18 protein-coding genes are annotated in these 23,148 nt (G+C 42.6%); 9 read left to right on the top strand and 9 right to left on the bottom strand.

Annotated features, from left to right (window positions below; genetic code table 11):
* Window positions 1-8: 8 nt before the first annotated feature.
* From HMPREF0666_RS13375 to HMPREF0666_RS13360, 4 genes are all read right to left on the bottom strand, one after another.
* Entirely contained in the window at window positions 9-770 is a 762-nt protein-coding gene (locus tag HMPREF0666_RS13375) for an exodeoxyribonuclease III (RefSeq protein WP_009012901.1), read from the bottom strand.
* 8 nt (window positions 771-778) lie between these two features.
* Complete coding sequence (locus tag HMPREF0666_RS13370) at window positions 779-1,654, bottom strand: nucleoside phosphorylase (RefSeq protein ID WP_009012900.1); 876 nt, start codon at window positions 1,652-1,654, stop codon at window positions 779-781.
* Between the two features lie 334 nt (window positions 1,655-1,988).
* The gene (locus tag HMPREF0666_RS13365; RefSeq protein WP_009012899.1) at window positions 1,989-3,521 is read right to left on the bottom strand and encodes a RagB/SusD family nutrient uptake outer membrane protein; all 1,533 of its coding nucleotides are present in this window, start codon (window positions 3,519-3,521) and stop codon (window positions 1,989-1,991) included.
* 4 nt (window positions 3,522-3,525) lie between these two features.
* Window positions 3,526-6,864 carry a SusC/RagA family TonB-linked outer membrane protein gene (locus HMPREF0666_RS13360; RefSeq protein ID WP_009012898.1) on the bottom strand — a complete coding sequence of 1,113 codons (3,339 nt, stop codon included), beginning with the start codon at window positions 6,862-6,864 and terminating at the stop codon, window positions 3,526-3,528.
* A 257-nt stretch (window positions 6,865-7,121) separates the two neighbouring features.
* Between HMPREF0666_RS13360 and HMPREF0666_RS13355 the strand changes: the two genes are divergently transcribed.
* The 3 genes from HMPREF0666_RS13355 to HMPREF0666_RS13345 all read left to right on the top strand — a co-directional run bounded on the left by HMPREF0666_RS13355 (window position 7,122) and on the right by HMPREF0666_RS13345 (window position 12,064).
* Window positions 7,122-7,646: an RNA polymerase sigma-70 factor gene (locus HMPREF0666_RS13355; RefSeq protein WP_009012897.1), complete on the top strand. Its 525-nt coding sequence runs from the start codon at window positions 7,122-7,124 to the stop codon at window positions 7,644-7,646.
* 307 nt (window positions 7,647-7,953) lie between these two features.
* Complete coding sequence (locus HMPREF0666_RS13350) at window positions 7,954-8,931, top strand: FecR family protein (protein ID WP_009012896.1); 978 nt, start codon at window positions 7,954-7,956, stop codon at window positions 8,929-8,931.
* Between the two features lie 73 nt (window positions 8,932-9,004).
* A complete protein-coding gene (locus tag HMPREF0666_RS13345; protein WP_009012895.1) occupies window positions 9,005-12,064 on the top strand; it encodes a glycoside hydrolase family 2 TIM barrel-domain containing protein in 3,060 nt (1,019 codons plus the stop codon).
* A 336-nt stretch (window positions 12,065-12,400) separates the two neighbouring features.
* Here HMPREF0666_RS13345 and HMPREF0666_RS17695 read toward each other — a convergent pair whose 3' ends face one another.
* From HMPREF0666_RS17695 to HMPREF0666_RS13330, 4 genes are all read right to left on the bottom strand, one after another.
* Window positions 12,401-12,556, bottom strand: coding sequence for a hypothetical protein (locus HMPREF0666_RS17695; RefSeq protein ID WP_009012894.1), 156 nt, complete (start codon window positions 12,554-12,556; stop codon window positions 12,401-12,403).
* Window positions 12,557-12,567: 11 nt separating this feature from the next.
* Entirely contained in the window at window positions 12,568-13,458 is an 891-nt protein-coding gene (locus tag HMPREF0666_RS13340) for an RluA family pseudouridine synthase (RefSeq protein ID WP_009012893.1), read from the bottom strand.
* A 135-nt stretch (window positions 13,459-13,593) separates the two neighbouring features.
* Window positions 13,594-14,127, bottom strand: coding sequence for an HD domain-containing protein (locus HMPREF0666_RS13335; RefSeq protein ID WP_009012892.1), 534 nt, complete (start codon window positions 14,125-14,127; stop codon window positions 13,594-13,596).
* 89 nt (window positions 14,128-14,216) lie between these two features.
* Window positions 14,217-15,995 carry a biotin/lipoyl-binding protein gene (locus HMPREF0666_RS13330; protein WP_009012891.1) on the bottom strand — a complete coding sequence of 593 codons (1,779 nt, stop codon included), beginning with the start codon at window positions 15,993-15,995 and terminating at the stop codon, window positions 14,217-14,219.
* 140 nt (window positions 15,996-16,135) lie between these two features.
* Here HMPREF0666_RS13330 and HMPREF0666_RS13325 point away from each other — a divergent pair, with 140 nt between their 5' ends.
* The 6 genes from HMPREF0666_RS13325 to HMPREF0666_RS13300 all read left to right on the top strand — a co-directional run bounded on the left by HMPREF0666_RS13325 (window position 16,136) and on the right by HMPREF0666_RS13300 (window position 20,481).
* Complete coding sequence (locus tag HMPREF0666_RS13325; RefSeq protein WP_009012890.1) at window positions 16,136-16,951, top strand: hypothetical protein; 816 nt, start codon at window positions 16,136-16,138, stop codon at window positions 16,949-16,951.
* Window positions 16,952-17,326: 375 nt separating this feature from the next.
* Window positions 17,327-18,151: a MotA/TolQ/ExbB proton channel family protein gene (locus HMPREF0666_RS13320; protein WP_009012889.1), complete on the top strand. Its 825-nt coding sequence runs from the start codon at window positions 17,327-17,329 to the stop codon at window positions 18,149-18,151.
* 193 nt (window positions 18,152-18,344) lie between these two features.
* Window positions 18,345-18,860, top strand: coding sequence for a hypothetical protein (locus HMPREF0666_RS13315; protein ID WP_042856402.1), 516 nt, complete (start codon window positions 18,345-18,347; stop codon window positions 18,858-18,860).
* Complete coding sequence (locus tag HMPREF0666_RS13310) at window positions 18,857-19,402, top strand: biopolymer transporter ExbD (RefSeq protein ID WP_009012887.1); 546 nt, start codon at window positions 18,857-18,859, stop codon at window positions 19,400-19,402. The genes HMPREF0666_RS13315 and HMPREF0666_RS13310 overlap by 4 nt, the downstream gene beginning before the upstream one ends.
* Window positions 19,399-19,875 carry a biopolymer transporter ExbD gene (locus tag HMPREF0666_RS13305; RefSeq protein ID WP_009012886.1) on the top strand — a complete coding sequence of 159 codons (477 nt, stop codon included), beginning with the start codon at window positions 19,399-19,401 and terminating at the stop codon, window positions 19,873-19,875. Before HMPREF0666_RS13310 ends, HMPREF0666_RS13305 begins: the two co-directional genes overlap by 4 nt.
* A 96-nt stretch (window positions 19,876-19,971) precedes the next feature.
* Window positions 19,972-20,481: an Lrp/AsnC family transcriptional regulator gene (locus tag HMPREF0666_RS13300; RefSeq protein WP_009012885.1), complete on the top strand. Its 510-nt coding sequence runs from the start codon at window positions 19,972-19,974 to the stop codon at window positions 20,479-20,481.
* Window positions 20,482-21,477: 996 nt separating this feature from the next.
* Here HMPREF0666_RS13300 and HMPREF0666_RS13295 read toward each other — a convergent pair.
* The gene (locus HMPREF0666_RS13295) at window positions 21,478-23,100 is read right to left on the bottom strand and encodes a nitrate/nitrite transporter (RefSeq protein WP_009012884.1); all 1,623 of its coding nucleotides are present in this window, start codon (window positions 23,098-23,100) and stop codon (window positions 21,478-21,480) included.
* Window positions 23,101-23,148 lie beyond the last annotated feature (48 nt).

Below are 23,148 nucleotides of genomic sequence, written 5' to 3'. Positions count from 1 at the left end.
TGTTATTGTTATATATCTATATCAAGTAAGAGAGGGACATTACATGAGCCTTCTACATCCTGTAATGGATAGCAGTCAACAACCTTATTGATTAATTGTTTGCTAATGAGAAACAAGTCTATTCTATACCCCTTCTTATTCTTTCTATACTCAGCCCCAAATGGGAAATAAGTAAATCCCTCACTTTCAGTATCTGAATACAGATAACGATAGACATCTACCAACTGTTCTTCCTGAACAAACTTTTCGACTTCTACACGTTCTTCAGCAGTAAAACAAGCCAAAGATGTGTTTATAGCAGCCTTATCCCAAGTATCTTCTTCATGTTGTACAACATTGAAATCACCACATATAATACATGGTTTATTTTGCTGTAATTGATGAATAAGACTTTGAAAACACTTATACCAACAGTGTCTATTATCTCTTGTTATACCCATTGCCCCTGCGTAAGGGACATAAACACATACAACATAAGTTTCCTTTAACTCAGCAACAATGACATTACCTTTGTCGTAATACACATCAAAGTTATCACTTGTAACAGCTACGAGAGAACTTGATTTTGAAAGAAGAGCAGTACCTAAATGTGCAAAGTCTGTTGACTCGTTCCAATACTGTTGATAGCCATTAAAGTCAAAATTGGCATATACATCTCTTATTTTAGTTTCTTGTAAACATACGACATCAGGAGTACAGCTTTTCAACATCATCTGAAGATTTGGCAAAGCTGTCCTAATACCAAAAGTATTCCAAGTAACTATCCTCATAAAGAGTTTTATATTCTCTCCAACACCTTCTCTATCAAGCCATCTATCGTATTCTTATAGCTTGCATTAGCTTCCTTAGCAAGGCGGTTGGCAATAACCATACAGACGGTTACAGCCTTGTGTCCCATGAGCGTTGCAAGGCCAGCAAGAGCCGAAGACTCCATTTCAAAGTTAGTTACTTGCATATTGTTATAAGAGAAGTTTTCTATCTTTTCATTCAATTTAGGGTCTTGCAATGGTAGACGAAGTTCACGCCCTTGTGGTCCAAAAAAGCCTCCACATGCAATCGTCACGCCACGCACCATATCATCAGACGCTATTCTATCCAATAACTCCTTATCCGCACAAGCCACATAAGGGTTACCCATCTGCAAGTCCCATCCCACCTGCTTCTTAAACTCAGCTTCAAACGTAAGGTCAGAAGCCTGATTACGACCAGCATAGAAATTCAACAAGCCGTCAAAACCAATACTCTTGGCAGATGCAATGTAGGTTCCAACAGGTGTATAAGGCTGCAGGCCACCACAAGTACCGATGCGCACGAATGTCAACTGGCGTAATGTCTCTTTCTCAGTACGTGTCTTAAAGTCGATGTTAGCAAGTGCATCGAGTTCGTTTACTACAATATCTATATTGTCACAACCAATACCCGTACTCAAGACGGTGATTCTTTTTCCACGAAAAGTACCAGTGATAGCACGGAACTCACGGTTGGATGCTTCACATTCTATATTCTCAAAGTGTGAAGCAACGAGTGCCACACGTCCTGGGTCACCAACGAGTATGACCTTATCTGCAAGGTCCTCTGGTTTCAAATGTAGGTGGAATACACTCCCATCTGCATTTATAATCAGTTCAGAAGGGGCAAAATATTTCTTCTCCATAGCCGAAAGATAATTTGGTAATAATATGATTGTTATGTTCAAAGAACAAAGGTAAATATAAAAGCAGAGATTACCAAACGTTGTAAAGGAAAAAACACAGAGTCTCTAAAGGCTTCGACTGTCATTTAACACAGGATTATCTTATTCTTTCTTAAGCTTCAGCCATTCCTTCTCCTACGATAGTCTATCTCCTGTTTTATGTTGTGTAACATACGAGATAAGCCTCTACACCTTGTGTGTCAATCCTCCGTATCCCAAGTACTAAGGCACCACTCCACTACAAGAACCAGTTGAATAGTATCATGGGGGGCATTGCCTAACCTACTATAAGGTGTTATCTCTGCCACCACATGCGTGTTGCATAATCATCAGGACCACCTAAGAGCTCCACAGCCCTGGTATAGTTTTGTCGATTATAGATTTGTTGATTCTTGTCGAAGGGTATTCTATTGGGCGTCAAGAGCGTATAGCCGTTTGTTGACTGGGGTAGAGCAAAAATATGAGGATAGCCCGTACGACGAATCTCGTTCCATGCCTCTTGCCCATTGGGGTATAGTGCTATCCACTTCTGAGTTATCAGCCGCTCCATCTTCTCAGCCATAGTGGCGTTATCATCCCATTTTATTGTTATCGTAGAGACCTTTCCTGCGTCTCCACCATAGCCCCCTATAGCATCAATATAATTAGCTTCTGTTGACGTATTATCCATTAGATAGGTTGCAACGCCATCTGCATCCCATTGACTAAACGAACGTCTGATACCTTCTTCATAATATTCTTTGGCCGTACCTCCGCCCATATTCCAACCTCGCAAGACTCCTTCCGCTTTACAAAAGGCCATTTCAGAGGCGATAAGCCATATCCCTGGTGTTGTTTGAGACACATTAACAGTGGAGTAAAGTCGCTTCGCAACAACATTACTCCCTATCGGAGCACCCGCACGACAGCCTATAAATCTACGTGCACCAGTAGAGATTGGCTGTAAGAAATACTTACTCATGCGTGGATCTTTGTATCCTGTCATATAACTCTCAATGTCAGCACAGATACGACTATCGCCCCACGAGACAGCAGTAGTCCATAAACCCGACTTATGATAACTTATCGTACAGTTGTCTTCATTCTCTTCTATGACGCCATCCCTCACCGCTTGTTCAGCCAAAGAGCGTGCCATGACAGGCTCTACACTACTTATACGCACAGCAATACGCAATTTGAGCGAATTAGCAAACTTACGCCATTGATTGAAATCACCCTTATAGACAAGGTCGTAGGACGCCAACGTCTCTCGTTCTTGCGCAAGATGTGTGTCTGAATCGATAAGAGTAGTTGCTTCATTCAGGTCTTTTATCAATTGTAAATAGATGTCACGCTGAGAAGAATAGACCTCGTCACTACCATTATTCATACTGAGCGGGAAGGGCCCATAGATATCTGTAAACCGCAGGAAAGCTTGTGCACGAAGTATCAAAGCCCATGCGTATGTTACATTCTCCTTACCATTCAGTTTAACAACCTCGTTAAAGGCCGACACAATAGGTGGAGCGTATGATGCAGGCCACGCACACCACGCATTACTGGCATTAAAGAGTGTATGGTTCTTCGGCAATTCCTTCGTGTAGGTTGTGTATCGTCCCAAATAATTACCCACAAAGTCTATCATCGTCTGATAGGCATTCTCCTGCTCTGGAAAAGCCACTCCCTGCATCTGAATAAGGAAGGAACCGACGGCATAGTTGTCCCGCTTTAACTCATCTGGCGACAGTTTACTACCTGGACGGTTGATATCAACAAAACGTCCCGTACATGAAGAGAAGATTGCTGGTAAACATAAGAAGAGGAGAAATAACTTTCTACTAACCATCATAACCTTAGAGTTTTACGTTGATACTAAATCCCAATGATCGTTGACTTGGCTGCATGAAATAATCGAAGCCTTGATAATAGATATCCGTGGAGGGAGTTGCCTCTGGATCAAAAGGTGCTTTACAATACAACATCAGAAGGTTTCTGGCCGTCAAAGCCACTGACACCTTTGCTCCACGTATCAGTTTGTCGAAGGTGTAACTAAGGTAGGCTTCCTTTATTCGGGCATTAGAAGCATCATAAACATACTCATCCCAAATAGGCGTCTCACCTCCCACGACAGTATAATACCTTTCTGTCGGAACATACTGACTGCCAACAACTACACCACCATTGTCTCTTTGCACTGCAGTCTTCTGTGACACGCCATACGAATCCATAAAGGCTTGTGTCTGTGAGACGCAGACTCCCCCCAAGCGGGCTGTTATCAGCAGTCTACACTCTAAGCCTTTCCATGAGAAAGTATTGTTCAGTCCAAGGTGAGCTTTCGGTAAGACAGAGCCTACTAAACGTGGTGTGGGTAGCTCTATCTGCATCACCTGTCCGTCAGCATTGACTTGGATGTCACCTTGCTGATTGCGCTTAAAACCTGTAAATGTATAGAGGTCGCCCATTGTCCCACCTTGTGTCAAGATAACTTCACATCCATTTAGTCCGCCTTGTCGCAGTGTCTCGTTTGGATTATCAAGTAATCTGACTATCCGATTATGGTTCATACTGTAACTCATGTTCACAGACCAGCGACTATCAGTCCATTTCTTATTATAACCAACAGTAAGTTCTAATCCTCTGTTCCGCACGTTTCCTGCCTGTATATACTCACGGTTATAAGCACCACCAAGTGTGATTTGCCGCAAGAAGGTCTGATTCTTTGTATTTGACTGGTAAAGCGTAAACTTCACAGACAGTGCTTCTTTAAACAGGGTTGCGGTCACGCCCGCCTCTAAGGAGTTCGTACGCTCTGGATAGAAATTGTCTGGAAACTTATAGGTGACTGTATGATACGTACCTGTTGAGGGTATATACTCATATCGCCAAGCTGAAGATATATTAGGTGAGATGGCTGAACCAACTGAAGCCCACGATGTTCTGAATTTCAAGAAATCAACGAACTCTGGGAGTTTCAGCATTTTTGAGAGGATAGCCGACATACCCACTGAGGGATAGAAGAAGGATTGTTGTGCTGTATTACTTAGTGATGAGTCCCAGTCATTACGTCCCGTCACAGTCAGATAGACTTTCTCCTGCCATCCTAACTCTACACTGCCGAGTACGGAATGGATTGCGTGTCGAGTCAAATCGAAGATAGGACGGTTGTCGCCCGACACTCTACTATAATCAATGGCATTGGGTGTGAAGAGGTTTGATGGTGGTTTCAATCCACCTTGAAAACCTGTTATATCATAGGATGTATGGGTGAAAGCACTACCAATATTGGCTATAAACGATAGATTGGTCCACCGTTTTGAGATGTTGGCCATCATGTCTGCATAGATAGAGCGGTCGTTCGCCCTACTATAACTATAATATCCGTAGGGCGAATGAGTGAAGATGTCAAGTGTTGAAGCATATCGTTTGTCTTCTAACTTATTGATAGCTTCATCCCAACGGAGTCTTCCTTCAAGTGAGAAATCCCTTGTTACATCATACTTTAAGCTAAGGTCTGTGAGGTAACGATTACGCTTTGTCGTCTTCACCATACGATTGGCAACCCAATAGGGGTTCTGCATCTTTAGGTCATCTCCATAGCTCCAATTCTGCAGATAGACATTACGTGCAACATCAAACACCTCAAATGATTTCACAGCATCAAAGCTTTCACCACGTGGAAAGAGATAAACTGAGGTGAGAGGGTTGAAATACTGTCCTTGAGCCAACATGTTCTTATCATTTTCTCGAATATACTTAAAAGAGAAGGTAAGCCTCAACTTATCACGGAAGGTTGAAAACACGTTCTTAAACGAGAAGTTATACCGGTGGAAATCATTGTTCGGTATAATGCCATGTACAGTGGTCGAACCCAATGACAGATATACTTGATTACGCTCAGTACCTGCTGTCAGAGCAACATTATGGGTTTGGTTCAATCCAGTTCGGAAGAAGTCGTTAGGTGTGTAATCCTCCTTTTGTGAGAGACGCTTCGTCCCCCATGACTTCATCTCATTACTTCTGTTGCCATACTCATTCTGAAATGCAGGTAAGACAAAGGGCGAAAGGAACTGAGTACTTGTAGAAAGCTCTACAGAGGTCTTCCCTACTCTACCCGACTTTGTCTTTATCATCACCGCTCCTTGCGCTGCTGCCGACCCATAAAGAGCCGCTGCAGCTGCACCGCTAAGTACGGACACACTTTCCACATCATCTGGATTGATGTCCGATATACCTTCTGAACTGGGCTGTAAAGAGTAGATACCACTCTTTATATCGTCATTACTTCGATTGTTGATAGGGATACCATCGACTACATAAAGGGGCTGGTTGCTCTGTGCCAAAGACTTTGGGCCACGCATGACAACCCTTGCCGCACCACCCATTCCTGCTGCTGACTCGTTAACAAACACACCGGCGACCCTTCCTGCTAAGGCATTAACAAAGTTAGCTGTCTTCACTTTATTAAGGTCTTCACCGTCCATCTGCTTGACATTGTAGTTCAGCGCAGGGCGAGAACGGCTTATACCCAAGGCAGTCACAAAGATATTGTCTAATTCATAAAGGCTCTCCTTTAAGACAAAGAGTTGGTTTTCTCGACTCTCAGCACGCTTCTCTATCGTTTCAAAACCTATGCAAGAAATCATCAACACAGGACTTGGACGTTCTGTTTTAAGTACAAACTTACCTTCTAAATCAGATACCGTACTCACCTTAGAACTGCCTTTTATCATTACAGTAGCACCGATGAGTGGGTTTCCCGATATGTCTTGTATCTGACCATAGTAAGTGTATATCGTAGGAGCAACAAATGGTTTTTCTACATGCTGACGCACTGTTGTCCCCTTTTCTTTAGTTTCTATACTTTGAACGGGTCGTTTTTCTTTCTTTAAATAAATGACGTTATCAATTATTTTATACGTTATCCCTGTACCCTCAAAAAGCCTGTCTAAAACAAACTCAATAGATAAATTACTGATAGAAACAGCATTAACTTTATGCTTTTTCAGTTCATCATCATAAAAGAAACGATATTTTGTCTTCGATTTTATACGCTGAATAACTGTCTTTAAGTTGGTTTGGTTTGTTGTTAGTGACACCTGCGCAGAACCACTATGTACACCTATCAACAAGAGAAAGGCACACATAATCACTCTGAGGGAAAGTAATACTTTCAGACGACTAACTATCACCATGTAAATCAGTTCAAATAGTATTAATATTACATTACACTAACAAAACATCAAGTTTACATACACAAAGATAGTCAATTATCTTTATTTAATAAGGTTGACATGCTCCCATTTCACATAAATTAACCCGTTCATTCGTCTTAACAAGCATAAATAGTGTATCTTTGTTCATAATTATTAGAATTCTCCTGCTATGACTATCGCAAAGAGGTAACTGTTGACAGGACTAAAACAGACTAAGTAGGGTTAAAGAATAAACAATGACATTACCAGAACAAAGGTTTCGACAGATATTTAGAGCACTATATCCTTCGCTCTCCTTCTATGCTACTCGTCTTGTACAAGATGATGAGGCAGAGGATATTGTACAAGAAGCCTTTATGGAACTATGGAAGCGCAAGGAGGATATTGACGATGAAAGCCATATTAAAGCCTTCTTATATCGTATCGTCTATACCAAGGCCCTTAACGTCATTAAGCATCGCACCGTTGTCAATAATCATGCTGATAGCGTAAAGAAGGTTACTCAGTTCAAGTTAGACTACTATAATCCAGAAACGAACGACGTGATGAATTATATCGAGGGGTTGGAGACAAGGAAGCAAATCAATGATGCTATCGGAGAACTACCAGCCAAATGTCGTGAGGTCTTCATACTGAGTTATCAGCATGACAAGAAGAATAAGGAGATTGCAGAACAGTTAGGTATCTCAATCCGAACGGTTGAAGTGCATCTTTACAAGGCTGTGAAGACGCTAAGAGCAAGGCTGAAACGTCATTCATAAAGTCTTTATCGTAGGAGAGAACATCTTCTTGCTGAAATTATTTTCATGAAAAAAAATATTTTTTGTCGTGAAGAAAAATATTTTTTGTCGTGAAGAAAAATATTTTTCATCATGAAAAGAAATCCACATTAACAATGGAAACACTATGGTAAACACGTATTCAAACTTACAAAACAGTAACTTCTATAACATTTTTTATTATTTACTATTACGTAAAAAGGGCTTTTAGGTTGTTATAACAATGACTGGTTGGAAAACTACCGACCAAAGTTTAAAGGCAACAAGCCTCATTTGAAAGAGAAAAAGAATGAATAAAATAAACAACAAAACCATCAAAGACTATCTTATTGGCAAGGCAACGGCCAAAGAGATGGAGCAGTTAGCCCAGTGGTTGGCAGACTCGGAGGAGAATCAAAAGGAACTCTTCGAGATGGAGTTGGCATTCCATTTAGGAAGGAATAGCTCTGTTGCCACCCCACAGAAGGTCGAAGAGGCTGAGAACAGATTATTTGCTCAGATTGATAAGCACGAGGAACATACAATAAAAAACAATAGATTACATTTCTTCCGTTATGCTGCAGCGATGATAGTAGCAGTTCTTTTGATTGGAGGAGGACTTTTTGCTTATCTTCGTCAGTCCACCGAAACGATCACTGTCGCTGCTTTGAACGAAGTGAAGAAGGTTGTCTTACCTGATAGTTCAACTGTATGGCTCAACAAAGGGGCTACCATTAGCTATGCTGAGAGCTTTGAAGGCAACGAAAGAAAGGTAAACTTGAAAGGCGAAGCCTTGTTCCATGTCACAAAGAATGCCGCAAAACCATTTATTGTTAGTAGTGAGGCTTCGTCTGCAAAGGTGTTAGGAACAACCTTCAATTTCAAAGACCAAGGGGCTAAAGGTAAAGATGTTATCAGCTTGATAGAAGGTAAACTTGAGGTGACTGGGCATAATGGCGAGGGAAAAGTTATCCTTCACCCTAACCAAAAAGCTACGATTAGCAAAGACTCTAAGACTATCACGAAAGAAGACAGCTACGCCCTTGCTGACGCAGTATGGCGTGATAACATGATACCGTTCAATAACATGCAACTCAAAGAGATTGCTCGTATCCTCGAGCAGCTCTATGACTACAAGATAACCATAGACTCTAAGTTAGACCACAAAAAGACTTATACAGGTGTGATTAAGAGGAATAAGGATATAGAAAACGTCTTAGACGGACTTTCTTATACCATTTCTTTCCATTACACCATCCACGACAAGGAGATAACACTTTCTAAATAGGGTATTTAGAGAGTGGTCTCTTTGCTGGGACTCGACTAAATCAACAGAAAACAAACACATTCCTAACATAAACATGAACAAACTTTATGCACTCCTCATTGGAGCGTTTACTCCACTGTGCATGTCTGCACAGACCACTTACCCAGAGTGGCAGAGTCAGTACACAACAGGTTTAAATAAGGTGGAACCGCATGCCTACGTCCTACCATACAGTTCTGTTGAAAAGTTACAACAACCAGGTGGATATGAGCAGTCGGCTTATTACATGACACTCAACGGCAAATGGAAATTCCATTGGACCAAGAATCCAGATAAAAGACCAAAGGATTTCTTCCAAAACGACTTTGCCGTGCAGGGTTGGAACGACATTAACGTACCAGGAAACTGGGAGCGTCAGGGCTATGGACTGCCTATCTATGTCAATGAAACCTACGAATTTGATGATAAACTCTTCCAGTTTAAGAAGAACCCTCCCCTCGTTCCATACGCACAAAACGAAGTTGGCTCCTACCGACGTACATTTACTATCCCTTCAACATGGAAGGGTCGCCGCATAGTCCTTTGTTGTGAGGGTGTTAAGTCGTTCTTCTATCTGTGGATTAACGGCACTTACGTTGGTTATAACATGGGTGCAAAGATGCCGTCAGAATGGGATATTACAAAGTATCTGCACGATGGAGAGAACACTATTGCTATGGAGGTCTATCGTTGGGCAGCAGGTTCTTACCTCGAATGTCAGGACTATTGGCGCATAAGTGGTATCGAACAGGATGTTTATCTCTATGCTACTCCAACCCAGTATATTGCTGATTACAACGTAGCAGCAGGTGTTGACAAGCAAGATAATGGTTCTTTCAAGGGTAATTTCAGCCTTTCTACTAATATTAAGGGGGCTGGCAATGGTACTATAAGCTATGTTCTGACTGACGAAAAAGGCAATACTGTACTCTCAGAGGACATGGCTGTCAATGGAAAGAACAACGATGAAATGGTGGATTTCACCCCAAAAACTGTTCAGAACGTTGCTGCTTGGAGTGCTGAACACCCTAACCTCTACACCTTACTTATTACATTAAAAGACCAGAACGGCAATATCACCGAGCAAACTGGCAGTAAGGTGGGCTTCAGAACGATTGAGATTAAGAACAAACAACTGTGCGTGAACGGTACACCTATCCTCGTGAAGGGTGCTAATAGACATGAACATTCACAGTTGGGACGCACCGTGAGCAAGGAACTCATGGAACAGGACATTCGCTTGATGAAGCAGAATAACATCAACCTCGTGCGCTGTTCGCACTATCCTAACGATGCTTATTGGTACCAACTATGTGATAAATACGGCTTGTATGTCATCGACGAGGCCAATATCGAGTCTCATGGAATGGGCTATGGTAAGGAGTCTTTGGCAAAAGACAGTACTTGGTTGAAGGCTCACATGGACAGAACACGTCGCATGTATGAGCGTTCTAAGAATCATCCAAGTATCATCATCTGGTCATTGGGTAATGAGGCTGGCAACGGAGTGAACTTTGAAAACACCTACCGCTGGCTGAAGAATGCTGATAAGACACGTCTTATTCAGTATGAGCGAGCTGAGGAGAATTTCAATACAGACATCTATTGTCCTATGTATCAGTCCCTCGACCACATGAAAGCATACGCAAAACGAACCGATATAACACGTCCTTACATCATGTGCGAGTATCTTCACGCGATGGGTAACAGCTGTGGAGGTATGAAGGACTACTGGGACTTAATCGAGTCGGAGCCTATCTTACAGGGTGGAAGTATTTGGGACTGGGTCGACCAGTCGTTCCGTGAGGTAGACAAGTACGGCAACTGGTACTGGAGCTACGGTGGTGACTACGGTCCAAAGGACGTACCAAGCTTTGACAATTTCTGTACTAATGGTCTTATCGCTGCCGACCGCACCCCTCACCCACATCTCTCTGAGGTAAAGAAAATCTATCAGAACATCAAGTCTAAGCTCGTTTCAACCGAGAAAGGGATTACGATAAAGGTTAAGAACTGGTTTGATTTCACCAATCTGAATGAATATCAACTTAACTGGCAGGTTGTAGATGAAAACGGTAATATCGTTTCAAAGGGTACACAACACGTAGACTGTGCGCCACACGAGTCAACGACAATCATGCTGCCATCTGTTGCTACTGGCACACAGAAGGAACTCTATCTCAATCTTGCATGGCAGCCTGTCAGCGATGCACTTATCATCACGAAGAATGACGTAGTGGCCTATGACCAGTTTGTACTGAAGAAAGCTAATGACTGCACCGCCTTCCTCCCACGTGAGAAGCAGCGCATGACCTACAAAGTAGATGAGACAACGGGCGAGTTGACCTCCTTAAAGAGTGGCAACCAAGAGTTCCTCGATACTCCATTGAGCCTAAGTCTATACCGACCAGCCACCGATAACGATGGTCGCGACCAACATGGCGTAAGAGTTTGGCGTAAGGATGGCATCGACTCTATCAGTCAGAAAGTTACAAAGATTAGTAGAAGTAAAGACATAACACGTGCTGAAACTGACGTGATAGGCAAGAATGGCAACATAATCGGTAAGGCAGTCTTCACCTATCAACCACAGAAGAACGGTGCATTAGCCGTGAAGGTAGACTTCACGCCAGATACTGCTGTCGTCAAGTCGCTTGCTCGCATCGGTCTTACCTTCCGTGTAAAGGACACGTTCGGCAAGGTTGAATACAATGGTCGTGGCGATATTGAGACTTATAACGACCGTAAGGAAGCTGGATTGATTGGGCACTACAAGACGACAGCTGAGGCTATGTTCCACTATTATGTGAAGCCACAAGCAACGGGTAATCGCACTGATGTGCGCTGGATGTCGCTCTCTGACACACGTAACCGCCTTATGGTAGCCGCAAAGACACCATTCCAATTCTCTGTGACTCCATTCTCTGACAGTGTTATCGACCGTGCAACGCATATCAACCAACTCTCACGTGATGGTCTGCTAACCGTACACTTAGATGCTAACCAGAGTGGTGTTGGTACTGCTACATGTGGTCCTGGCGTTGCTGAGAAGTATCGTGTACCAGTTAAGCCAACAAGTTTCGCGTTCGTACTCTACCCTTCTATGGCTAAATAACCAACATATAACAAGACTAAAAAACTAAGCCCTGTTCCCCTTTGCTTACTATCTATAAGACAAAAAGGAACAGGGCTTTTTGCGTTTAATAAGTATTAAGTAGAAAGATAACTACCTATAAACCAATCACTAAAAGGCATAACAAGCTAAGGAGGTAGGCCTTTACTCCACAGCTACCTCACCTTATTATATTAATAAAAGACAGAAGAGTCGAGGCTAAATGGGCTCGGCAAAGGAATTATTTTCATGAAAGAAAAGATTTACTTTCATGAAAAAAATAATTATTTACGTGAGAAAAAATATTTCTTCTCACGTAAATAATTCCTTACTGACTGTCTAAAGGACGTGTGAACCAGTCAAAGCCCAATAGGCAAAAGCAAGAATTGCAAGCGTAATAACGATGCGAAAGATGCAACCAGTTATCTTCTTAATAAGGATAAGACCGATAACTAATACGGCAAGGAGGGCTATGAAATACTGTAAATTCTCCATTCAAGCATGCTTTATTTGAACAAGTGTCTGAACATAGCAGGTACTGGCGTCTCGAACTCCATACGTTGATGGGTGATAGGATGGTAGAAACAGAGTACGTAGGCATGTAGACAGAGACGATGAAGAGGATCGTCTCCGTTACCATACTTAACGTCGCCACACACAGGATGACCCATATCGGCAGAATGAACACGTATCTGATTCTTACGTCCAGTCTCCAATCGATATTCTACAAGACTGTGTGAGACTGTGCGATCGAGCACATGGAAATGTGTCACAGCATACTTTCCCCCATTATCTACTGGTGAGCTATAAGTGACATAGGACTTATTATCCTTCAACCAATTGGCTATCGTGCCCTCATCCTGCTCCATCTCGCCACTGACTACAGCAACGTAACGACGATCGTAGACAATGTTATGCCAGTCATGTTCCAGTAGTTGCTCTGTCTGGATATCCTTAGCATAGATCATCAGTCCTGATGTGTCACGGTCGAGACGATGGACTACATGCGCCGAACACTTCTGTTTTGTCTTATGAAAATAGTCGTCGAGAACTGTCTTCACATTCAATGAAGAGTGGCCAGCAGCCATCGAAAGAATACCGATATTCTTCTCTATTACAACCAAGAAACGGTCTTCGTAGACGATTTTAACGTAGCGGCTGCGGAAGAGGTCGTTCTTCTTACTTTTACTGACAGAAATCTTGTCGCCTACTTTCAACGGATGGTCGAACTGCGTAACACACTTACCGTTCACCTTGATACCACGGTTCTGTAGTGTAGCCTTCACCTTACTCTTACTTTCCTTAAGATTAGCAAGTAGCCACTCAAGCAACGGAGCCGACTCTGTCACCCGATAATGATTATATTTCTCCTCTGTATATGGATTCTTTCTTATCATACTACAAAAGTACAAAGAAATAATGATTAAAACTATTATGCGTATATTAAATCAGCTGAATAAGCGTAGGTCATAGACGAAACAACTGCTATTTTCCCTGCATGGAATGACTCTAAGAGGCGGTCAAAAACTGTTTTAGAACATCTTGACCCACTCTCGAAAGCGTTCAACTCCCTCTTCTCCAAACTTAGAAAGACTCGCAATAGCTTGTTCAACAGTCTTTTCTTTATCAAGATGAGTCTTTGAGAAGAACTTATCAGCATAACAGATAACTTTTTCTTCCATCGTTTCTGGTAAGAAGTCTTGGGCTGGTAAAGGAAGCTGTTGAGCTATAATCTGACTACGAGTAATCCCCGCCCCCGTATGTCGTTCACAGACACGAGCATGACGAGGGAAGCCCTCGGCACGTAACATTTCAGCACCGATACGCCCATGACAGATGTAAGGCTCGGTACCAAAGCACTGTATACCAGGTGCATTACAACGGATAATACCGATATCATGTAGCATGGCAGCCTCCTCAAGAAACTGTTTATCGAGGGAGAGTTCAGGGTGTTGGTCGGCTATGGCAAGTGCCTTATCTGCTACAGAACGACTATGAACAAGGAGGATATGACGCAACTCATTATCCTCTGGATAATACTTCTGAATGATTGCTTGATAGTCCATACAACAAAAAAGAGCCACGCCTCCCCACTCAGACAGCTCGTGCCGCCATGAACGAAGAACCGTAGCTCAGTCATTATGATATTGTTTCTTTATGCGTCGTGCTCTCTTTCGATGTAAGCAATAACGTCGCCCTTATTAACCTTAGCACCCTGCTTAGCGTTGATTTCAACCAACTTACCACCGAGGGCAGCAGGAACAGTTACGAACTCACCCCATGGAGCCTGAACATAACAGAATGCTTCGCCTTCCTTATATTCCTTACCAATGAATGGTTCGATGGCTGGAGCAGCCTCACCATCACCCTGGAACTCCCAGAAGAGCTGTCCCTTAACAGGAGAAACGATGGCGTCTGCCTTAGCATGCTTGAACGCTGCAGCCTCTTCAGGACTTACCTTTGCACCGAGTTTAGCATCCTTTGCAGCCTGAAGGTCGGCCAAGAAGTTCTTCTTAGCCTGTCCGCTCTTGTAGTTACGATACTGCTCTGGGTGCATAGCCAACTCGAAGAGCTCCTCATCATCCTGTCCGTAATCCCATCCGTTCTCGTCCATTTCCTTGCGGAAGTCGTCGAGAGCGTTAGGAAGAAGTGTGTGTGGGTCAGCATCAGTGAACTCGAAACCTTTCTGCTTAGCAAGGTCTTTCAACTCCTGACATATCTCACCAGGAACACGACCACTCTTACCAAGAATCATACCCCACATAGAATCGTCCATCATTACGAAGCGTCCCTTACCCTGCTCAAGGGTGAGAAGGTTCATAAGAGCGATGTTCTTAGTGTATTGTGAGAATGGAGTTACCAATGGAGGATAACCAACACGTGGCCATACGTATGCTACCTCATCGAATAACTTAACGAGCATATCATCTACTGAAAGCTCTGGCTCGCCCTTCTTCTTACGTAGATTGTTAATCGTTGAACGGATACCACCGAGGTCGGCCATCATAGATCCCATCATACCACCAGGTAGACCACACTCAAGAAGCAGTGAACTCATGATCTTATTCTGTGGATTGATGAAATAACCTAACCACTCATCAATAAACTCCTGAGTCATAGCACGAGCCTTCATGTAGGCATCCATGTTGATTTCTGGTACGTCGAAACCAGCGTTCTTCAACATGCTTTGTACAGAGATAACGTCTGGATGCACCTTACCCCATGACAGTGGCTCAATAGCAACATCAAGGATGTCGATACCGTTCTTGGCTACCTCAAGCATAGAAGCCATTGACAAACCTGGACCAGAGTGGCCATGATACTCAAGAATAACGTCTGGATGCTTCTCCTTAATACGACGTGTCAACTCACCAAGGAATGCTGGCTGACCAATACCAGCCATATCCTTCAAACAAAGCTCCTCTGCACCAGCTGCAATCTCCTCGTCGGCTAACTTGCAGTAGTACTCAATTGTATGAACAGGAGAGGTAGTAATACAGAGTGTACCCTGTGGAGTCATACCTGCTTCCTTAGCCCACTTCAATGCAGGAGCTATATTACGAATGTCGTTCAGACCATCGAAGAGACGAGTGATATCCACACCCTGTGCATGCTTTACACGATACATCATCGCACGAACATCATCAGGTACAGGATACATACGCAATGCGTTCAGACCGCGGTCAAGCATGTGCGTCTTGATACCAGCTTCATGCAGAATCTTGGTGTAGGCACGTACAGACTCGTTTGGGTTCTCACCAGCTAAAAGATTAACTTGCTCAAATGCACCACCATTGGTCTCTACACGTGCAAAACAGCCCATCTCAACGAAGACTGGTGCGATACGAACTAACTCATCCTTACGTGGCTGGAACTTACCAGAGCTCTGCCACATGTCTCGATAAATGAGACTGAACTCAATTTTCTTTCCCATATATGTTTCAATAATTATCTAATTGAAGAGATTACCACTTGCAATCTGACTTGCAAAATTAGATAAAAATTTCCAAAAAACGGCTGACTACTAATATTTTTTGCAATAATTGACTATCTTTGCAGTCTAAAAGTAAATACATGAAGAAATTGTTTTTTCCTCTCTTAAGCTCTGTACTGTTCCTTCTCACGGCATGTTATAACCAAGTATCGACTGGCGATCATGGTGCTATAGACGTCGAGGTACAATTGAAAGGAGACAGTACACGCTATGGATTGGCATGTGATGGCTGTTCTGACTCAGTGATTGTTCTCTTACCTAACGAGGGAGGCGACCCCATAAAGTTTGACATTGTAACGGCAAAGCGCAATGGCATGGTTTATGGCACACCTCAGATTGGTGATGCTCTGGCAATTGTTCCTAATCCCATAGACCCTCTCGAGGCTGAAATGGTGATTGATCTCGAACAGATGAAAGGTACATGGACATTCCAAGTATTGCCTAAGTTAAAGCCAAACCCTACCAAAACGGAGGAAGAGATATTAGCAGGAATGAGCGACTCCATGAAGGCTGCGTTGTTTATCCCACGTGAGTATGGCTTTACTCTGAAGAGTTATAACCAGGCTTCACCCGTGGGTTATGTCATGAAAGCCAACTCCTTGGAAGATGAAAGCCCTGTTGAATACCCGAAGGTGACGGTTTATACAAGCTGGCATATCTTCAATGGCAGACTATACATCTATAAAGATACCGTTGATGAGCAAGGGCACCGCATCCCACAGGACTCTGTTGGCTTCGACTCTGGCTCTATGCGCTATCTTTCAGCTGACTCAATGGCGGCATTGTTTGGCAAGAAAGTCATGCAATATCACCGTAAAAAGAATGCATTAGAAGCTAATAAAGAGGCACAAAAAGCCGAAGAACACAACGCAACTATATCTGATGACAAGAAATAACGACTGACGACATTAGCGTAACATGAAAACCTGTTTGTCCTTACATAATACCAATAACAAACAGGTTTTCCATAGCTATGACTAAAATAGATGGCATCTTCTGAGCTTCATCACCGCTTTCTTGACATGACAAACTAATATCCTATTCCCTTAAAAAGTTCGACGAATAAGCTATCCAACGTCAGAAACACTTAGATGTAACGGTTTTGAGTCTTTTCAAGTACAAAGATTTGGCTGTTATTACAATTTTATATACCTTTGCGCAGACAATCAGAGAGACTATTCAACCTCCTCTTTTCAAGGCTGGAACCTCTCATAAACAGGGGCAGCAATGCCTTTATTATAATAAGGAGAACCACTACAGGTTATACAATTATGAAGAAATTAATAGCGTTGTTTTCATTCATAACAATTCTTGCATTCACTTGTTCGACCATTGTTATCGCTCAAGAACCAACAAAAACAGCGACGGTTGCTACAGCTGACACGCTCTCTGACGATGCTTTGAATGAGACTGGTGTGGCAGACACTACGACCGCAAAGACCCCAGCAGCAAAGGATGCGGGTTTCCATCAGTCGTTGAAAAGGAAGTTTATCGAGGGTAATGCGGGCTTTATGTCGCTGGTAGCATTAGCATTAGTATTGGGTTTAGCGTTCTGTATAGAGCGCATCATCTACCTTAGTCTTTCTGAGATAGATGCCAAACGATTTGTTGGAAAGCTCGAAGATATGATTGATGCAGGCGAGATTGAGCAAGCCAAGGAATTGAGCCGAGACACACGTGGTCCGGTGGCCTCCATCTGTTATCAGGGACTACTCCGTATCGACGATTCTATAGAGAACATCGAACGCAGCGTGACCTCCTACGGTAGTGTTCAAAGTGCCAACCTTGAAAAGGGTTGTTCATGGATTACACTCTTCATCGCAATGGCTCCTTCACTTGGATTCCTTGGAACAGTTATCGGTATGGTCATGGCTTTCGACCAAATTCAAGAGGCTGGCGACATTAGTCCTACAATTGTAGCAGCAGGTATGAAGGTGGCTTTGATTACGACCATCTTCGGTATCATCGTTGCCCTTGTACTACAAGTATTCTACAATTACATCCTCTCTAAGATTGAACATATCACAGCTCAAATGGAGGAATCAGCCATTTCATTATTAGATTCGATAATGAAATATAAATTGAAACGTAATTGATAATTTATTATTCATGTAACTCGCTATCACTCAAGAGCGTTCTCCTCAACTCATCCTCTGTATGATTACCGATGTATCAGACTTCCATCAGAAAGAGAGAAAAGGACATCAGGATGTCTCCGAGAACTTATTTAAGTTGGGCGAATAGAAACATGAATATCCTAATTATTCGTTATGTACAACATAGAGTAATATGAAGAAAATAAAAGGAATAGCAAAGATGGACGAGGAACGCATATCACAACGCATCCTCTATGTCATAGTAGCCTTGTCAGTCATCGTCTTTTTAGCGTTCTATCTCATTGGATATGACATGCCTTTTGCCGATAACACGGCTTTCAATGCACCTATGCTTACCGACGTATTACTTGGTTTTATGTGGGGATTACTCGCTCTCACCACGTTAGCCTCCGTCTTTGCTGTAGTCCGTGGCATACAACGAGCTAACCGAAGTGAAGGAGTTACGAATGGTATTCCTGCACGAAAGATTACTTATACGACATACGGTGTGACCGCTCTCATCCTCGTCTTGACTTTTATCTTTGGTTCAACGCAAGCGATGATAGTCAATGGACAGAACTTCACAGACGGCTTTTGGCTTCGAATGACTGATATGTTTGTCAACAGCTCACTCCTTCTTCTTGTCCTTGCAGCAGGAGTTGTCGTCTTTGGGGCCACTCGTTATTACAGAAAGGAACGTATGAAATGATGTTTCGAAAGAAAGAACGGAGGAAAGTTCCTGGCTTAAACACCACATCAACAGCTGACATTTCGTTTATGCTGTTGATTCTCTTTCTCGTTGCCTCCTCTATGGACCTCGACAAAGGGGTGTCACGTAGACTGGCTGCTATCGACAAGACGAAGACTCCACCAGCTGCAGTAGACAGCAAGCGGGTCATACGTATCGCTATCAATGCCGAGAATCAAGTGACACTTGATGGTAAACCTGCCTCGATGAATGAGATTAAGCAGCGTACGATGCAGCTTGTTGAGTCGGCTGGTAAGGGCCACCTTATCCAATTACAAAGCGACCGCAACGCCTCATACGATACTTATCTCCACGTACAAAATCAGTTAGTAGCGGCTTATAACACTATCCGTAACCAAAAGTCAATGAACCTCTTTGGTAAGGAGTTCGACCTGTGTAGTAATGAGCAACAAACGCAGATTGCTGACGAAGTACCCATTCGAATTACGGAGGTATATGTGGCTTCTAACAGTAACGACGTAAAGAAAGGAGATACAAAATGAAGTTCTATCGCAGTAGAAATCATGAGATTCCAGCATTAAACACGGCTTCTCTCCCCGACCTCATCTTCTCCATCCTCTTCTTCTTTATGTTAGTCGTACACATGAGGAAGGCAACTGTACACGTGAAGTATCAAGTCCCAATGGCTACCGAGCTTTCACGCTTATATAACAAGTCGAACATACAATACATTTATGTCGGTCGACCCATCAACAACCTTGGTAAGGTAGAGGGCAACGAGATGGTTGTACAGCTCAATAACAACATCACAACCGTCCCAGAGATTAAACGGTATCTTATCCAACTCTCCGCTGCCTTACCCCCAGAACAGCGTAAGCAGCTTAGTGTCAGCATTAAGGCAGACCGCCATGCAGACATGGGTACGATCATGGACATCAAACAAGCGCTAAGAGAAGCTAACGTATTGAATGTCAACTTTTCGGCTACCATGAGTAGAAATAACAAACAGAAATAAGGTAGAAAGTTGTAATTTGTTGTAGAAAAGGAACTCGCTATTTTGATAATTCAAAGTTTTTTCATACCTTTGTAAGCAAAAACAATAGAATAATAAATGGCACATAGAAGTTTAGATCGTCTTGATAAAAAGATTCTGCACCTCATCTCTGAGGATGCACGAATTCCTTTCCTTGAGGTTGCACGTGCGTGTAATGTCAGCGGTGCAGCCATTCATCAGCGTATTCAGAAGTTAACAAACCTTGGTGTTATAAAGGGTTCTCAGTTTATTATCGACCCAGAACGTATTGGTTATGAGACCTGTGCTTTCATCGGACTGAACCTTAAAAACCCAGAGAAATTCGATGATGTTGTTGAGGCTTTGCGCCAGATTCCAGAGATTGTAGAGTGTCACTACACCACAGGTGAGTATGACCTCTTCTTGAAAATCTACGCATATAACAACCATCACCTTATGTCTGTTATCCATGACAAGCTGATGCCACTGGGTCTGTCACGCAGTGAGAGTTCTATCTCTTACAATGCTGTTATCGACCGTACCTTGCCTATTGAGGGCATGAAGGTGGCTGATGTCGTTCTGGAAGACGATGAAGAGGAAGAAGAGTAACAAGATTGTCTACGCTATACGAATAGCGTAGAGTAACTGTAAAACTATCCCGAAAGGATAAAGCAATACAAGAAGACCCGTACAAACGTTGTGCGGGTTTCTTCGTTTTCAGACTTCTTATCTCTAATATACACCATTCTCTATCACCGCAACTTGCACCTCTTCATCTCTTATTCACCTATCCGCTAAACACGAAATATCCTTACAAAACAGTATCATAACGAACTACTATAACGTTCGAAATATCCACGCATTACTCACAGATAACCTATTGATAATTAAGCTGTTGCAATACATCACTGCAGAAGATGCTTAGTTAGAATCAAGAAGGGCCTTAACAACGTCCTTAAAGGGCGTGTTCTTGAGGCTTGAAAGGCGTCTTCTCAAAGCTTATTAGGCGTCTTTCAAATTGGAGATATGTATTTTCTTTACAAATAAGAAGAGTTTTATGTTTATATAAAGAAGATAATTACAGATTCACGGAATGCTTCTTATGTATAGAGTTCAGCCACGTAACTTAGTATTTAGCGTCTTATTTCTTCTTACGAGTATATCCCTTTCAGGTCATAGCTTCAACCTTCGCTTGCTGTGTTAATGCGTAGTAAGATTATGTACGCATGGTCAATACGTAGGGCGCAGGGGGAAGAAGCGAATGGTGCAATGTACTTTATACATAATAAGAGACTATTGGCACATGAACAAACTGTCGCTTTAGATGAACTTCACGAGGGAAGAGACTATCCATTACACAACCACACACAGTCATTGTAACGTATTATTCTACAAGAAGAGAAGCTCAAAAATAACTCTACAAAAGTTCGTCTAATATTAGTGAAGGCTATCACTGCATTCTCATGAAAGACAAAAGAAAAGTCCTCACAAGCATAAACTGCTCATGAGGGCTTTTCTGTATATTATCTACTTAATCGTAGGATGGATAATGAAAGTTCAATGATACAACGTATCCATAAACCCTCCAAGCGTCATCCTATTATCTTATTCCTTGATATTAGGCTCTTCCAAACCGAGGTGACGCTTCTTATCTACTACCTTCAAGATAAGACCGATGATAAGTGCAATCACTCCTAAACCTGCAAGCATAATCAATGGAGCGGTGTAGTTGAGCTGTGTTGGGTCAGTAACACCAACATTTGTCTTGTCGAGAACCTTACCGATAAGCAATGGGAACAACCACAAACCAATGTTCTGAATCCAGAAGATGAGAGCGTAAGCAGAACCGATAATCTTTGCATCTACCAACTTTGGAACACTTGGCCATAATGATGCTGGTACGAGTGAGAAAGAGGCACCAAGGACGAGGATGGTTACGTATGCTACAATAACACCACCTACCTGACTTGACTTAAACTGTGGAAGAATGAAGGCAAATGTGAGGTGACAAACAATCAGAAGCAATGAACCTAACACAAGCATAGATGCTGCCTTACCCTTATGGTCGACATAGCTACCAAGGATTGGTGTAATACCTACTGCGAGCAATGGGAATACAGCAAAGATAGACTCGGCTGACTGACGCATATAACCCATGTAACAATAGAAAACAAGGCACAAAACAGACACGAGGAGCATAATGTTCTTCATAGCCTTGTTCTTCATGAAGTTGAACATGAAAGCGGTTGCTGCAACAACAAGCATGATAGCGTACTGAATGATTGTCACACTTGATGAAGCCCAGAACGAGTTCGCTGGAAGCTCATGGAAGGTAAGATTACACTGAAGCATATTTACAGCATACTTCTGGAATGGGAAGATAGCTGAATAATAAAGTACACAGAGTAAAGCTACAAGCCAGAAGCCCATACTGGTAAGTATCTTTCCAAGGTCGCTAATCTTAAATGGATCGTCTTTCTCCTCTGCCTCACCAGTCTGTGAGTCAAGTTTCTTATCCATGAAGAAATAAACAACAAACATCATCAATGCAATGCAAATAAGAACAACACCAAAGGCTACTGAACGAGATACGTCAATGTTGCCACCTAACTTTGCAAAGAAAGGAGAGAATATCATACAGGTTGCAACGCCAAGACGTGCCAAAGCCATCTCTGAACCCATTGCCAAGGCCATCTCACGACCCTTAAACCATTTTACAATACCACGAGAAACGGTGATACCAGCCATCTCTGTTCCACAACCAAATATCATGAAGCCACAAGCGGCTACCTTGGCTGACGCAGGCATGCCCTCATAGAAAGGCGACACACCCAACTGCTCGAAGACAGGAATGTGGTTTAGATTATTGGTAAACCATACTTCAAGTCCACTACCAGCAAAGCTATCACTGATAGCATAATACTTAATCAAAGCACCAGTTAACATCACTGCACCAGAGAGAATAGCAGTGAAACGAACGCCCATCTTGTCGAGGATGATACCTGCAAAGATAAGGAAAAAAACGAAGACATTAAGGAATGTCTCTGAACCCTGCATCGTACCGAAAGCGGTTGAGTCCCAACCTCTCTGCTCCTGCATCAACTCCTTGATAGGAGAAAGGATGTCGACAAAGATATAGGCACAGAACATTGCCAGGGATAAAAGTAGGAGAGCCGTCCAACGCATTGCCGCTGAATCTCTCAATGTAGTTTGAATTTTATCTGTCATGATGATATTTATTAGTTAACAAGTTTACGAGTTGACAAGTAAACAAGT

The sequence above is a fragment of the Prevotella sp. C561 genome (genome assembly GCF_000224595.1).
GTDB classification, from domain to species: domain Bacteria; phylum Bacteroidota; class Bacteroidia; order Bacteroidales; family Bacteroidaceae; genus Prevotella; species Prevotella jejuni.
Note: the sequence above shows the minus strand (reverse complement) of the source record. Positions and strands in the feature narration are given on the sequence as shown.

Bases quoted from the DNA above. Each gene is read 5' to 3' on its own strand.
- HMPREF0666_RS13375 (WP_009012901.1), bottom strand. From the start codon at position 770: ATGAGGATAGTTACTTGGAATACTTTTGGTATTAGGACAGCTTTGCCA.
- HMPREF0666_RS13370 (WP_009012900.1), bottom strand. From the start codon at position 1,654: ATGGAGAAGAAATATTTTGCCCCTTCTGAACTGATTATAAATGCAGAT.
- HMPREF0666_RS13365 (WP_009012899.1), bottom strand. From the start codon at position 3,521: ATGATGGTTAGTAGAAAGTTATTTCTCCTCTTCTTATGTTTACCAGCA.
- HMPREF0666_RS13360 (WP_009012898.1), bottom strand. From the start codon at position 6,864: ATGGTGATAGTTAGTCGTCTGAAAGTATTACTTTCCCTCAGAGTGATT.
- HMPREF0666_RS13355 (WP_009012897.1), top strand. From the start codon at position 7,122: ATGACATTACCAGAACAAAGGTTTCGACAGATATTTAGAGCACTATAT.
- HMPREF0666_RS13350 (WP_009012896.1), top strand. From the start codon at position 7,954: ATGAATAAAATAAACAACAAAACCATCAAAGACTATCTTATTGGCAAG.
- HMPREF0666_RS13345 (WP_009012895.1), top strand. From the start codon at position 9,005: ATGAACAAACTTTATGCACTCCTCATTGGAGCGTTTACTCCACTGTGC.
- HMPREF0666_RS17695 (WP_009012894.1), bottom strand. From the start codon at position 12,556: ATGGAGAATTTACAGTATTTCATAGCCCTCCTTGCCGTATTAGTTATC.
- HMPREF0666_RS13340 (WP_009012893.1), bottom strand. From the start codon at position 13,458: ATGATAAGAAAGAATCCATATACAGAGGAGAAATATAATCATTATCGG.
- HMPREF0666_RS13335 (WP_009012892.1), bottom strand. From the start codon at position 14,127: ATGGACTATCAAGCAATCATTCAGAAGTATTATCCAGAGGATAATGAG.
- HMPREF0666_RS13330 (WP_009012891.1), bottom strand. From the start codon at position 15,995: ATGGGAAAGAAAATTGAGTTCAGTCTCATTTATCGAGACATGTGGCAG.
- HMPREF0666_RS13325 (WP_009012890.1), top strand. From the start codon at position 16,136: ATGAAGAAATTGTTTTTTCCTCTCTTAAGCTCTGTACTGTTCCTTCTC.
- HMPREF0666_RS13320 (WP_009012889.1), top strand. From the start codon at position 17,327: ATGAAGAAATTAATAGCGTTGTTTTCATTCATAACAATTCTTGCATTC.
- HMPREF0666_RS13315 (WP_042856402.1), top strand. From the start codon at position 18,345: ATGAAGAAAATAAAAGGAATAGCAAAGATGGACGAGGAACGCATATCA.
- HMPREF0666_RS13310 (WP_009012887.1), top strand. From the start codon at position 18,857: ATGATGTTTCGAAAGAAAGAACGGAGGAAAGTTCCTGGCTTAAACACC.
- HMPREF0666_RS13305 (WP_009012886.1), top strand. From the start codon at position 19,399: ATGAAGTTCTATCGCAGTAGAAATCATGAGATTCCAGCATTAAACACG.
- HMPREF0666_RS13300 (WP_009012885.1), top strand. From the start codon at position 19,972: ATGGCACATAGAAGTTTAGATCGTCTTGATAAAAAGATTCTGCACCTC.
- HMPREF0666_RS13295 (WP_009012884.1), bottom strand. From the start codon at position 23,100: ATGACAGATAAAATTCAAACTACATTGAGAGATTCAGCGGCAATGCGT.